The sequence below is a fragment of the Lysinibacillus contaminans genome, from assembly GCF_001278945.1.
GTDB classification, from domain to species: domain Bacteria; phylum Bacillota; class Bacilli; order Bacillales_A; family Planococcaceae; genus Lysinibacillus; species Lysinibacillus contaminans.
On sequence record NZ_LGRV01000003.1, the window covers coordinates 2,194,886 to 2,209,137 of the forward strand.

Consider the following 14,252-nt stretch of genomic DNA (forward strand, 5'->3'; position numbering starts at 1 on the left):
CCCTTTATCATTGATATCTAGGCATTCGTGCCGCGCTCAAGGTCGCCCCTATCCCACGGCCACGAATCCGCTTCTATATTTACATAACTCGTTTAAACATTTTCTCCACTTCATACGTCGTAAAGTGTATTAACACTGGACGTCCATGCGGGCAGGTAAATGGATTATCCGCCTTACGTAAATCACTTAATAGCACATCCATCTGTTCTTTCGTTAAGTAGTGATTGGCCTTAATGGATTTTTTACAGCTCATCATAATGGCCGCATCTTCACGTAATTTTTTCACATCTGCTTTTTTCGTTGTCAGTACTTGCTCGATTAAATCTTCAATAATTTCTTGTTCCTCACCCTTAGGGAACCAGCTCGGATGCTCTCGAACTACAAACGATGACTGCCCGAACTCCTCTAAGAAAACGCCCACTGCTTCAAGTTCATGCCTATTTTCTCGCAAAACGAGTGCTTCGTCTGCAGCATAGTGAAACGTTAATGGTAACAGTAATGCTTGGCGTTCATTTGGATCTACCTGCCCAACTTTTTCACGGAAAAATTCATATTTAATGCGCTCTTGTGCGGCGTGCTGGTCGATTAAATAAAAACCGTCCTCCATTTGTGCCACAATGTATGTGCCGTGTATTTGCCCAACTACCTCAAGTGCAGGAAACGGCTCTTTTTTCGGTTCTTCTTTTGGCTCTTCTTGTAGTTCTTCTTGCGGTAAATCTCCCTTTTTTTCAGGAGATTCTTCTATTCTAATAGTCGATTCTTCTGGCACCGCATGCCAATTTTCCTCAATTGCTGTAGCCTCAGGTACTTCGACTTGTAGCGATTTCGACTCCTGCACCGTTTGCACATCATATAATTTTTCTACGATGGCATTCATTTTGCCAACATCAAGCTTAGGTGCAGGCTTCCAAATATTCAGTTGCTCGGTTTCGGCTTTTACAACCTTTTCCTTCTTCTCCATTTGCGGCACACGTATGACACCACGAATCGTTTCCCGAATCGTTTCTTCCACAAGCTTCAATAACTCCGGCTCTTTACTCAGACGAATTTGATGCTTTGCTGGATGGACATTGACATCCGTTAAATAGGGGTCTCCTTCAATATAAAGCGCCACAACCGGGAAGCGTTCAATCGGTAAATACGTATGATATGCATCGACTATCGCCTTTTGCACCAAGTAATGCTTTACCCAGCGGCCATTAACGAACAGCGACATATAGTTTTTCGAAGCACGCGTCACTTCTGGTAACGACATATAGCCCGATACCTTGTAATCATGCGATTCTCCCGAAAACGGCACCATCTTTTTCGCATTGTGTACTCCGTAAATCGCCGCTAACACCTGTTGGACATCGCCTCGTCCGTTCGTATGCAATAACTGCTGTCCATTATGAAGCAATCTAAATGCAATTTTGGGATTGCCCAGCGCAAGACGATTCATCAAATCAATCGTATGACCAAGCTCTGTTTGAATCGTTTTCATATATTTTAAACGGGCTGGTGTGTTGAAAAATAATTGAGCCACTGTTATATCCGTACCTTTACGCAGAGGGCCTGGCTTTTGTGATACCACATGCCCACCTTCAAGCTCTACATACGTACCCGACTCCCCATTTGAAGTAATGAGCGTCATTTTGGATACAGACGCAATCGACGCTAATGCCTCCCCGCGGAAACCAAGGGTACGAATACGGAATAAATCATGTTCCTGATGAATTTTACTTGTGGCATGACGTGAGAAGGAAATGAGTGCATCCTCCTCATCCATTCCACTTCCGTTATCAATCACTTGTATCGAAGTGAGCCCCGCTTCTAGCAGAAAAACATCAATGGACGTACTGCCTGCATCAACGGCATTTTCGACAAGCTCTTTGACAACAGAAGCTGGTCTTTCAACCACTTCCCCTGCCGCAATTTTATTGGACAGCCATTCGTCCATAATTTGAATTTTCCCCATGGCGCTTCACTCCTTTATTTTTTCGTGTTTAATAATTGCTGCTGTAACTCATATAAAATATTCATCGCCTGCATGGGTGATGTGCCCATAATATTAACTTTCTCCAAGCTGTTTAATACGTCTTGTTCAGCAGGAGATACTGTTGGCACCTGCTCTTCTTCTACAAATAGGCTCATTTGTATTGGTTGTTCTTCTACCACTTGAGGTGCAGGCGCTACAACCGACTCTTCTTTTCCTGATTCGAAATTTTCTAGCAGTACGCGTGCACGGGCTAAAATTTCTTCCGGTAATTGTGCAAGCTGTGCCACGTGAATCCCGTACGATTTATCGGCTGCTCCTTTTTTAACTTTGTGTAAAAAGACGACCGCACCATTTTTTTCTGTCGCAGAGACATGGACATTTTGTAGGCGTGTTAGTTCATGTTCAAGTGCTGTTAATTCATGATAATGCGTTGAAAACAGTGTGTTTGCACCAATCTTATCGTGAATGTATTCCATCATCGCTTGGGCAAGGCTCATCCCGTCATACGTAGAAGTCCCTCGTCCAATTTCATCGAACAAAAGTAAACTATTTTGCGTCGCATGGGTAATGGCATGTTGCGATTCCAACATTTCTACCATAAATGTCGATTGTCCAGCCGCTAAATCATCTGCAGCGCCAATACGAGTGAAAATTTGGTCCGTAATTGGAAGTACTGCTTTTTCAGCGGGTACGTAGCAGCCCATTTGCGCCATCACAACAATGAGAGCGACTTGACGCATATACGTACTCTTACCAGACATGTTCGGCCCGGTAATGAGCATCATATTCTGATTCTCTTCAAGGACACAATCATTTGGCACGTACATTTGCTTATTGAGCATTTTTTCAACAACTGGGTGACGACCCTCAATGATTTTCAATGCACGACCTGTATGGAATTCTGGTTTAGTGAAACGATATTTTTCTGATACACTCGCAAAGCTGAGTAATACATCCAGTTCACTTATACTTGCTGCCAGTGCCTGTACACGTGGGATAAACGCCTTTAACTCTTCACGAATCTCCACAAACAAATCATACTCTAACGTTAAGCTCTCTTCCTCAGCGTTCAAAATAAGCGCTTCTTTTTCTTTTAATTCCTGCGTAATATAACGCTCAGCATTAGCCAATGTTTGCTTGCGTTCATAACGCGTTAAATCCGCCAAATGAATATTGGATTTTGTAATTTCGATATAATATCCAAAAATACGATTATAACCGATTTTCAAGTTTTTAATGCCCGTTTTCACACGTTCTTCCTGCTCAAGCTGTGCAATCCAGTCCTTGCCGTTTCGAGACGCATAACGAAGCTCGTCCAAACGATCATTGTAGCCATCGCGAATGACGTTGCCCTCTTTAATAGTAATGGGCGGATTGTCCGTAATTGCATGGGCTAAAAGCGCCTCTACATCTGCACAAATATCAAGCATAGCCCCTAGTTTTTGCAACGTTTCCTTACTTGCATTCACTAATTGATGTTGAATCATTGGCACTTGGCGCAGTGAATCACGAAGCTGAGCTAAATCTCGCCCACCAACATTACCAAATGCCACACGACCCGCTAAGCGTTCTAAATCATATACTTGTTTAAGGGAAGCTTGTAATTCTGTACGAACAAAATATTCCTCAAGTAAATCTGTTACAACCTCAAGTCTTGCTTCAATCGCCGTACGTGATGCAAGCGGTTGATGAAGCCACTGCTTTAATTTACGTCCACCCATTGCAGTAACTGTGTCATCTAGTAACCACAATAGCGTTCCTTTTTGATCGCCACCACGAATCGATTGAATGAGTTCTAAATTTCGTTTTGAGCTTGAATCAATACGTAAATAATTTTTCATTTCATTGAACGTAAATGCCTGAATATGCGATAGTGAACGCATTTGCGTTTGGTCGATATACGCTAATAATCGGCGACATGCATGTTGTATGTTCGTCGGCACAGCTTCAACATACGCCGCTGCCTTGTCCATTGCCATCTCATCTGCTTCTATAGACAAAACAATGCCTAAATTCATCGCATGCTCTGCAAATAACGTCTGTAATTCTTCCGCTACAACGAGCTCTCGAATACCGTACGCCTGCATTTGCATCAGTAACGCCTTTTCGTCCCCTTCAATCGACGAAGCGACCGCCTCACCAGTAGACAAATCTAGATAGGCATAGCCATACGATTTACTGTCTAGCTGTTCCGCGGCACCGATAAAGTGATTTGTTTTCCCATCAAGTGCCTTGCCCTCCATAATCGTACCTGGTGTAATCAGCTGCACCACTTCTCGTCTCACTACGCCTTTTGCTTGCTTCGGATCTTCCGTTTGCTCACAAATTGCGACCTTGTAGCCCTTTTGCACAAGTGTTTCAATATAATTCTTCGCTGAATGATGCGGTACCCCACACATTGGAATACGATCTTTTGATCCTGCATCACGGCTTGTTAACGTAATTTCTAAAATTTGCGAGGCATTAACTGCATCCTCAAAAAACATCTCATAAAAGTCACCTAGTCTAAAAAATAAAAAGGCGTCCTTGTAATCTTCTTTTACTTGTAAATATTGTTGCATCATTGGTGTATAGGTTGTCATTCAAATTTCCCTCACTCTTGCCTTAGTTACTTTTATTATAACAAAAGATACATGCGAAACGCCTATTTCATCTTTGTAAAGATGCAAGCATTCCGCATGTATCAAAAAATCATATGCTGTTTACTATCTTGGTCGTTCCTCAGGAAATGACGAAGACTCTAAGAAGAATTTCCCGTCACCGCCCGAGCTAGATGAACTTGAACTTGAACTCGACGATGATGATGATGATGAGCTTGAAGATGATGAACTTTCATCTTGGAAATTCCATTCCTCTTCAAAATCTAATGGATGTACGCTAATGCATATTGTCGTTTCACCCATTACTTCTACAATAACTTCACGTTCTACTACAATTTCAAATTTCGTACCACATTTTGAAATGACCGCTTCCATACAGTTTGGCTCTTGTAACACACGCACATGCACATCATCGCCTACACTGACTTCACCATCTCTAAAATGTAATTTCACTTTGTCTTTATAGTGTACAGTCTCCGAAAATACAGCTGTTTTCGAATGATTACTATAGGCATACCATACATTTACATCAAATTTCCCTGACACTTCTACAAACTTCCCAACTTTTTTTGCCGAACAAGTATGATTGATCACCCAGCATCCCAGAATACTCGTCGGTTTATTTGTTGGACATATTGTTACCGATTCCTCTGTCCGTTTTTTCCCTTTGGCAACTACAGCTTTCGTCACGATTTGTCGTAAACGTTTCAGCGCAATTCCTCCTTCGCTTTGTCTCATTCCATCATATGCAAGTAGCGCCCATTGGGTGAACGTATTTAGTTTTAGTAAAAGATTCCTTTAAGATCCTGTTGCATAAAGGTTTTCACGGATCCGCAAAAAAACTGCTCAACACAAATGTGCGAGCAGTTTGACAATTATGAGCAGCTTCCTGGTTGTGAATTAGCTACTTGAGAGCCTGTTTCACCACGTAATAAATCGCCACCAGTTGAGCGTACGATCTCATTAGTGACGTTATTAGCAATTGTGTTTGACACTAATTGTAATAAATCGTTTACATCCACTTGAGATTCTTTAAATTGTTGAACAACTGGAATTTCATTGATTTCTTCTTCGATCTTCTCAATTTTACTTTCAATCATTTTAAGGGCTTTTTCTTTACCTAAGTGTTGGAAGTTTACTGCTTGTTTTTGTAAGCTCTTCAAACTTGCAATACGTTCGCGCACAAGTTGATTTTCGTTAATTTGAGCTTCTGCTTTTTTGAAAAACTCAACTTCTGGTGTATTGGCAATCATGTTCGCAATTTCATGTGATTTCTTGATTAAATCGTCTTTTGTGTATAATACTTGTGTCATTTGGCATCCACCTTTTCATTTTTTACTACTTCAATAAATTCACCACGTAATGAATACGAAGTGGCCTCTACTACTTTTACTTTCACTAACTGACCAATCAGCTCTTTTGGTGCAGAGAAGTTCACAAGACGATTTTTGCGAGTGTAGCCAGCAAGCACATCCTCACGGCGTTTACTTGTCCCTTCAACTAACACTTCTACAATTTCGCCCTCTAGGTCCGCTAAAGCTTTTCTAGAATATTCTTGAACAACCGCATTTAAACGATGTAGGCGTTCTTTTTTCACATCTTCTGGAACATTATCGACCATTTTTGCAGCCGGTGTACCTTCACGAGGTGAATAGATATAAGTGAATGCCATTTCAAAGCCCACTTCACGATACAAAGAAAGCGTTTCTTCAAACTGTTCTTCCGTTTCATTCGGATAGCCGACGATAATATCCGTTGTCAATGTCACACCAGGAATAGCTGCTTTTATTTTATCGACAAGCCCTAAGAAATGCTCACGTGTATATTTACGCGCCATAATTTTTAACACTTCATTTGAACCGGACTGTACTGGCAGGTGAATATGTTCAACAAGGTTGCCACCTTTTGCGAGCACTTCGATTAATTGATCGTCGAAGTCGCGTGGATGACTTGTTGTAAAGCGAATACGCGGAATATCAATTTTACGTAATTCATCCATTAAATCACCTAGGCGGTAATTAATGTCTTCAAAATCTTTCCCGTAAGCATTTACATTTTGCCCTAGCAACATAATTTCTTTATAGCCTGCTGCTGCCAGCTCGCGTACTTCCTGAATAATTTCTTCTGGACGTCGACTACGCTCTTTTCCGCGCGTATACGGTACGATACAGTACGTGCAGAACTTATCGCAGCCATACATAATGTTTACCCAAGCTTTAATCGAGCCGTTACGTGATTTCGGTAAGTTTTCAATCACGTCCCCTTCTTTCGACCAAACTTCAATAACCATTTCCTTCGACATATAAGCTTCTTTTAATATGTTTGGCAGGCGGTGAATATTATGCGTACCAAACACCATATCGACGTGTGGATATGTTTTTAAAATCTTGTTCACAACAGATTCTTCTTGTGACATACAACCACAAACGCCAATCAGCATTTCTGGATTTTTACGTTTATATTTCAACAAGAAGCCAAGCTCACCAAATACTTTGTTTTCCGCATTTTCACGAATCGCACAAGTATTTAATAGCACAATGTCTGCTTCTTCAATGATATCAGTTGCCGTGTAGCCAAGCTGCATGAAAATTCCAGCCATCACTTCTGTATCATGTTCGTTCATTTGGCAGCCATATGTACGAATGTAAAAAGTGCGTCCTACGCCCATTCCTGCAAATTCTTCAGCAATGTCAAAATCTTTATGGTACTTGATTTCTTCTTTCCCACGTTTTTTCGCATCTTTTAATGAAGGCGCTGTAAACACCTTCTCAAAATATTTACTATAATCCTTTTCAGGCTCGTTTTTAGTTTTTGGTTGATTGACTTGTTGACTGGCTAATCGTTGTTCTTCATTCATTGCAATCAAGTAACTCCTTTCAAACGAAATCCGTGCATTCGAATTCCCATTTTACTATTATAACGAATGACAATGTAGAAGAACAACTAAAGAACGTGAAATGTACGTTATTCGACATATTGAATGAGCTATAACCCTAAAAATTCGTCATATGTATGTGGCTCATTATCCTTTAAAATCGATAAAAACGTAAAGGCCAATTGTACAACCGACCACCACTTCATATTGTAGGTATTTTCAAAATGCATCGGTTCTAACGTAAAGACATCTTGAAAAATATTGATTGGCTCAATTTCCTCATCCTTTAAAATCGATAAAAACCCTAAAAATAATGTATGGTCCTTCATTTCCAGATCTTTAGCAACAACAAGTGCATCGATATTTTCCGGATGATCAAGTGTACAATGTAACGCTACGTATTGCTCTAACTCTCTCTCACGTTTAAGCGCCTCTCGTTCCTTCTTTTTCGCAATAAAATCAATGACGTTATCCACGTGCATCGCCTCTTCTTTTTTCTTTCTATTGTAGCACTCTGTTCAATTCTCCACACAAAAAAAGACTGCTAACTGGAGGAAGGAACTGAAAAAGTAGATTACTCATAAAATCCCTCAGCGTATTGATTATCCAATTTTCACCACTACTATTAAATTGGTCGGTTGATTTCCGCTACGGGATGCTCGCTTTCCGCGGGCAAGCACCGAGCCGCGCACCTCTCGCTACGCTCCGTGCAGGGTCTTGGTTCGCTTGTATTTGAGGGCACTAAAAAAGTGGTTCTCACAATAAAACTCTAATTAAAATCTATCATTAGGATATAGCGCTCTGGCGTTCGCTTTCCGCAGGCACAGCGTAAGCCGCAACCCTCGCTACGCGCGGTTTGTTGCGTCTTACGTCTTGTGCTGTTCCTGCAGGAGTCTCACGCTGCTGTCGCTTTGCTTTCGCGCGGGAAGACATTCGCCGCCGCGCTAAATCCTTGCATAGTAAAATAATGCTAAGCAAAAAAATGCTATAAACAAATTCTAGTTTAGAGTTTTTCAGTGCCCTCTTCTATTTCCCGCTGGAAGCTTTGCTCTGCGACGAAAGCGAAGCGGCAGGAGCACTCGAGCACCCTCCGCACAATCAACTAAAAATGTAGTAATCTACGCTAGTACCGAAATTAAAAATTTCCAATTAACCACAAAAATAAGAATCTAACATTTCCGTAATCAAGACTCCTGAAAATTTCTATTAAAATTTCACCTTTAGGATTTTGCGCTTTGGCATTCGCTTTTCCACAAGAGTCGAGTGATGCTTCTCCAAACAACGCAATCTATCACATTATTATTTTACATCCTCTTTCATTTATAATAAAAGGACTAATACACCTTCAAGTATTAATTGAAAAAGCAAACAAGCATGGAAAGACAATTAAAACAGTTATTGGAGAAGCAACATTTTCTGATAAGGAAAATATTGAATATACGAATGAAATAATTTTTTCAGTGGCCTCAACTAAAGCACTCTTACTCTTTCTCCAGTGTCTGTGATTGTTTGGCAAGCTTCTCCCAATTGTACCAACCATAAACTGAGTTCACTAAAAACGCCGTCCACATGACAAGCATTGTGTAGTCATTACCGCCACTTTGTGTAAGTGTTACAATCCACAAGACAATCGACAACACATTCACGAGCACCCACATGATCCACTGCTCAGCAAAACGCAATGTCATTAAAATTTGCGCCGCTACGCTCATCACAACGGCAAATGAATCAATGCGTACTTGTTGTGCATTTAAATAGAATAATAGCTCCATATAAATGAATGCCCCGACAATGACAGATACCCCCAAAATGCCCCAGCCTTTTTTCGTCAGCCGTTTAATCACAATGTCCTCGTCTTTGACCTTTTGTAACGCTTTGTTTTTATTCCACATATACAAGCCAATAAACTGCATCGGGAAATAGAACAAGCCGTTTAGCATTGCTTCCCCGTATAGGCCATATGTATACGAAATATACGCATACGTAGACGTTTGCACCATCCCGAAGAAGAAGTTTGAAATTTTCCCTTTCGCCACCAGGATTACACAAAGCATCCCAGTCATTGAACTAATCAGCCCCAGTGTCGTATCATCCCATGCAAAGAACAACCAAATATTAATAGCTGCAAACGTAATTAACCAAATCTTTTCAAATAACGTCCATTCTCTAAAAAAACGTTTCAAACAGAACCACCCCTTTCAGATTAGTTTAATGTTAACAACTGTCATTACACTTGTCACCATTTTTCTATAATATTCCTAATTCACACAAAAAGAAAAACGACTATCTACTAAAAGATAGTCGCTTACTTTGTTACTTATTACATAAATTCTTTTACTAAATCATTAAACTCATTTTCACTCATCTTAATATCAATATCCGTTAACGGTAGTTCAGAGTAACCCGGTACTTTTTCTTGATAAGAAGTCGTTTCTGTATCTTGATAAATAATACCTGTAACTAACCCTTCGTTTTCCATTACAGTACGCATGGCCATACCACGATCTGAATTGTCATAGCCTTCAATATCTGCAAGTTTCGTTAAGTTCTCTTTGAACCAATCATATGTGTTCACTTTATTGTAAGTCACGCATGGTGAGAATACGTTAATGAACGAGAAGCCTTTATGCTTAATGCCTGCTTCGATGATTGCTGTTAATTCTTTAATATCCGTTGAGAAGCCTTGTGCCACAAATGTAGCACCACTTGTAAGTGCCACTTCTAACGGTTTTAGTGATGGCTCAATCGCACCACCTGGCGTTGATTTTGTAATAAACCCAGCAGCAGAACGTGGTGAAGTTTGCCCTTTAGTTAAACCATAAATTTGGTTATCCATTACTACATATGTGATATCGATGTTACGACGGATGGCATGTATTGTATGTCCCATACCGATCGCAAAGCCGTCACCATCACCACCTGAAGCGATAACGTTTAAATCACGGTTGGCCATTTTCAAACCTTGTGCAATTGGTAAAGCACGGCCATGAATCCCGTGGAAACCATATGAATTGATATAGCCTGAAATACGGCCCGAACAGCCGATCCCCGACACTACAGCTAGCTCATTTGGCTCGATGCCAACGTTTGCTGCTGCACGTTGAATAGCGGCTTGTACAGAGAAGTCGCCACAACCTGGGCACCAGTTCGGTTTCACTGAGTTACGAAAATCCTTAAATGTTGCCATTATGAAAGCAGCTCCTTCACTTTATTTTCTAATTCACCTGGTAAGAACGGCGTACCGTCATACTTCGTGATTGTCTCGATTTTGTCGTGGCCACCAATATTCATTTTCATGATATTCGCTAATTGACCTGTGAAATTGTTTTCCACTACAATTACTTTTTTCGCTGAAGCGACAAGTGGTGCCATTTCCGCAGATGGGAATGGGTGGATTAAACGCATATGCGCATGGTTTACTTTCACGCCTTGCTCATTTAATCGCTCTTGAACTTCTTCTAGTGCCCCACGTGTCGAGTTAAATCCGACAAGTAACACGTCTGCTTCTTCGTGTGGTGTATTTTTGTAAACAGGTGTATCAAATTTAAGTGCTGCAAGCTTGCGGAAACGTTTGTCCATTTGCGTGCGACGGTTACCTGTTGCTTCAGATGGCTTCCCAGTTTCGTCATGCTCAACACCTGTTACGTGGTGAATACCATTTAACTGACCAGGTAATACACGTGGTGATACACCGTCTTCTGTATTTTCAAAACGTTTGAAGTAAGCTTTATCTGCCGCTTCCTCGATATCTTCCATCACAATTTTCCCACGACGAATATCAATTTTACTATAATCAAATGCCTCAACCGTTTGTTTACCAAGTGATAATTGTAAGTCTGTAATTAAGATAACAGGTAATTGTAATTCTTCTGCAATATTAAACGCTTGAATCGTATCAAAAAACGCTTCTTCCATTGTAGAAGGTGCAATAACGACTTTTGGAATTTCACCGTGTGTACCATAAAGCATCGCCATTAAATCGGATTGCTCTTGCTTCGTCGGAAGACCTGTTGATGGGCCACCACGTTGTGTATCGATCACGACAAGTGGTTGCTCAGTCATACCTGAAAGGCCGATTGCTTCCATCATTAGGGATAGACCAGGACCAGCTGATGCTGTAAATGATCGAACACCACCAAAGTTAGCACCAATCGCCATTGTAGCTGCTGCAATTTCATCTTCTGTTTGGATAACCGCACCACCGAATTTCGGTAATTTTTTAATGAGGTATTCCATAATTTCAGAAGCTGGCGTAATTGGATATGCCGCCATAAAGCGTACACCCGCTGCTAGAGCACCCATCGCGATCGCATCGTTACCAATCATGAACATTCGACGTTTACCGTCTGCAGGCGCTAATTCCCACTCACCTGCACGGTCGCCTATAAGTTCAGTCATCATTTCTCGTCCACGTGCGATAGCTTCCATGTTTTTCTCAACAACTGCTTCGCCTTTACGGCCAAAGATTTCATCGACAACATTTTGGAACACTGTGTTTTCTAAGTTAAGTAGCGCAGCTGTTGCACCAATCGCTACCATGTTCTTCATTAAAGTAGTGCCAAGCTCTGCAGCCACTTCAGTAAATGGTACTGCAAACAAAGGCGCTTTAGAGTCTTCTGGTTTAACTGGTTCAAATTTTGCATCTGCTAAAATAATGCCGTTTTCTGTTAGTTCTTTATAGTTAACGTCGATTGTTTCTTGGTCGAACGCTACTAAAATATCTAAATCATCCGCAATTGAACGTACCTCTGTTGGACGAACTGTAATTTTATTATTCGTATGGCCACCCTTAATTCGAGAAGAGAAGTGACGATAACCGTATAGGAAATACCCTAAACGATTCATTGCCATTGAGAAGATTTCACCTGTACTCTCAATCCCTTCACCCTGTTGCCCACCGACTTTCCATGAAAGCTGATGTAACATGTCAACAACTCCTTAAATCCAATGTGTACTATTGTTTTTTCCTTCATCAGTTTAACACGAAGAAACAGTCTGGACTATCGTTATTCCACGATTTTATCGAAATTCAGACCTTTGACTGAAAATCACGTTCGAAATATTGTAATTTTCAGATCAATTACGTATAAAAAACATAACTTACTGGATTCAAGGAATAATTTTTGTTGTTTTCTTTTAATCGAATCAACTATTCTATTAGGAGATTGAGCGCTAATCGGTCTGACTAGAGTAATTCCCTTGCTACCCGAGCAATAACGCCACTAGTCTGAACTTTCATACCTCGACAACTAAAAAATGCCTTGCAACAAGTGCAAGGCATTTAACTTCATTTTAAATTTTATAAACGAACTCGTTTTTCCACCAGCAGCTTAATAGCTGTGCGTTCCTCGCCAGCAATCGTAATATCTGCAAACGCCGGAGCACAAATTAAATCTGTGCCACTTGGCGCTACAAATCCGCGTGCGATGGCCACTGCTTTCACGGCTTGGTTAAGTGCACCTGCCCCGACTGCCTGCATTTCTGCATGCCCTTTTTCTCTTATTACCGCGACTAATGCACCTGCAACTGAATTTGGATTAGAGCGTGATGATACTTTTAATGAATCCACAATTATTCCTCCCCGTTTCGCGAATAGTGTTTTACGCTCAATATCTGTATGAGCCTTAATTGGACGTCAAGTTATTGTCCGTAGGTCATTTTATGCTTTGCATGTTGGAAATAGAATGAAAGGTTAAAAACTTTCTATAAACTATTAACACACTCAAACAACATGGAGATGCGGTATTGCTCCTCCATCACATTAAACACCCTGAATCACATTGCAAATCACTTATTATACAGGCATCAGCGCACCTCTAAAATTATGATTAACAACAAACCCCCACGCAGTAAAATTTTACATCACTTTTCTAAAATTATCCATATAAATAAATTTCTGGTTCATCACCAGCTTTTGGTCATGAATCAAACTTGTACACTTCCTAACAAAAGAAAAAACTACCTTACAATATATATTGTAAGGTAGCTCGTCTCATTACCCTCGGAACGGATAATCTTCATTAATGTATACACGTTCGCAGCGTACTGCTTTCCCTGTTTTATCGTCAATCTCAACAAAGAAACCACTTAACACATCTCGCCCATTTTTCGGAACTTCAAAACGTGAAGGCATATTTGTCTGGAATTTGTAAAGTACGCTTTCCTTTGTCATCCCTAAAATTTCATCATACGGGCCAGTCATACCAACATCTGTAATATACGCTGTACCTTTCGGGTAAATACGTGCATCGGCTGTTTGCACATGTGTATGTGTTCCAACAACCGCTGAAGCCTTCCCGTCTAAATGCCAGCCAAGCGCAATTTTTTCACTTGTTGCTTCGGCGTGGAAATCCACGAATACTAGTGGTGACGTTTTACGTGCTTCTTCGACCAATTCCTCTGCCATCGCAAATGGATCTTCATGTGGCGGTAAAAATACACGACCATGCAAGTTAATCACCGACAATGTAACGCCATTTTTCGAAATTTGTACCATGCCTTTACCAGGCGCTTCACTTGAAAAGTTTGCAGGACGAATTAAATAATCCGCATCATCAATAAAATCAAAAATGTCTTTATTGTCCCATGTGTGGTTACCCATTGTAATAACGTCCACACCCATTTGCAATAAATCATTATAAATATTACGCGTTATGCCACGACCAGCTGCTGCATTCTCACCATTCGCAATAACAACATCTGGACTATATTTTCTCTTTAAACGTGGTAAATATTTTTCCACTGCATCGCGGCCAATCGAACCGACGATATCACCAATAAATAGTACTTTCATTTTACA

At 40.7% G+C, this 14,252-nt stretch carries 12 protein-coding genes; 1 reads left to right on the forward strand and 11 read right to left on the reverse strand.

What is annotated here, in order from left to right; genetic code table 11:
• Positions 1-79 precede the first annotated feature (79 nt).
• From mutL to AEA09_RS12875, 6 genes are all read right to left on the reverse strand, one after another.
• Positions 80-1,957 carry a DNA mismatch repair endonuclease MutL gene (mutL, locus tag AEA09_RS12850; RefSeq protein WP_053584231.1) on the reverse strand — a complete coding sequence of 626 codons (1,878 nt, stop codon included), beginning with the start codon at positions 1,955-1,957 and terminating at the stop codon, positions 80-82.
• 14 nt (positions 1,958-1,971) lie between these two features.
• Positions 1,972-4,560 (reverse strand): DNA mismatch repair protein MutS, encoded by a 2,589-nt coding sequence (mutS, locus tag AEA09_RS12855; RefSeq protein ID WP_053584232.1) that lies wholly within the window; start codon positions 4,558-4,560, stop codon positions 1,972-1,974.
• Positions 4,561-4,683: 123 nt separating this feature from the next.
• Positions 4,684-5,316, reverse strand: a complete 633-nt coding sequence (gene cotE / locus AEA09_RS12860) for an outer spore coat protein CotE (protein ID WP_281176728.1) — start codon at positions 5,314-5,316, stop codon at positions 4,684-4,686.
• 137 nt (positions 5,317-5,453) lie between these two features.
• Positions 5,454-5,891 (reverse strand): YlbF/YmcA family competence regulator, encoded by a 438-nt coding sequence (locus AEA09_RS12865; RefSeq protein WP_053584233.1) that lies wholly within the window; start codon positions 5,889-5,891, stop codon positions 5,454-5,456.
• Positions 5,888-7,435, reverse strand: a complete 1,548-nt coding sequence (gene miaB / locus AEA09_RS12870) for a tRNA (N6-isopentenyl adenosine(37)-C2)-methylthiotransferase MiaB (protein ID WP_053584234.1) — start codon at positions 7,433-7,435, stop codon at positions 5,888-5,890. Before miaB ends, AEA09_RS12865 begins: the two co-directional genes overlap by 4 nt.
• A gap of 128 nt (positions 7,436-7,563) precedes the next feature.
• Positions 7,564-7,935 carry a 2-oxoglutarate ferredoxin oxidoreductase subunit beta gene (locus AEA09_RS12875; RefSeq protein ID WP_245622841.1) on the reverse strand — a complete coding sequence of 124 codons (372 nt, stop codon included), beginning with the start codon at positions 7,933-7,935 and terminating at the stop codon, positions 7,564-7,566.
• A 753-nt stretch (positions 7,936-8,688) separates the two neighbouring features.
• On the opposite strand from AEA09_RS12875, the gene AEA09_RS12880 reads away from it, so the two are divergent.
• The gene (locus AEA09_RS12880) at positions 8,689-8,958 is read left to right on the forward strand and encodes a hypothetical protein (protein WP_053584236.1); all 270 of its coding nucleotides are present in this window, start codon (positions 8,689-8,691) and stop codon (positions 8,956-8,958) included.
• Here AEA09_RS12880 and pnuC read toward each other — a convergent pair.
• The 5 genes from pnuC to AEA09_RS12905 form a co-directional block, all read right to left on the reverse strand.
• Entirely contained in the window at positions 8,935-9,636 is a 702-nt protein-coding gene (gene pnuC, locus AEA09_RS12885; protein ID WP_053584237.1) for a nicotinamide riboside transporter PnuC, read from the reverse strand. The two genes, AEA09_RS12880 and pnuC, sit on opposite strands and share 24 nt — an antisense overlap.
• A 137-nt stretch (positions 9,637-9,773) precedes the next feature.
• A complete protein-coding gene (locus AEA09_RS12890; RefSeq protein ID WP_053584238.1) occupies positions 9,774-10,640 on the reverse strand; it encodes a 2-oxoacid:ferredoxin oxidoreductase subunit beta in 867 nt (288 codons plus the stop codon).
• The gene (locus AEA09_RS12895) at positions 10,640-12,379 is read right to left on the reverse strand and encodes a 2-oxoacid:acceptor oxidoreductase subunit alpha (RefSeq protein ID WP_053584239.1); all 1,740 of its coding nucleotides are present in this window, start codon (positions 12,377-12,379) and stop codon (positions 10,640-10,642) included. The genes AEA09_RS12890 and AEA09_RS12895 overlap by 1 nt, the downstream gene beginning before the upstream one ends.
• A gap of 373 nt (positions 12,380-12,752) precedes the next feature.
• Positions 12,753-13,022, reverse strand: coding sequence for a stage V sporulation protein S (locus AEA09_RS12900; RefSeq protein ID WP_053584240.1), 270 nt, complete (start codon positions 13,020-13,022; stop codon positions 12,753-12,755).
• A gap of 426 nt (positions 13,023-13,448) precedes the next feature.
• On the reverse strand, positions 13,449-14,246 hold the full coding sequence (locus tag AEA09_RS12905) for a TIGR00282 family metallophosphoesterase (RefSeq protein WP_053584241.1): 798 nt from the start codon (positions 14,244-14,246) through the stop codon (positions 13,449-13,451).
• Between the last annotated feature and the right edge of the window lie 6 nt (positions 14,247-14,252).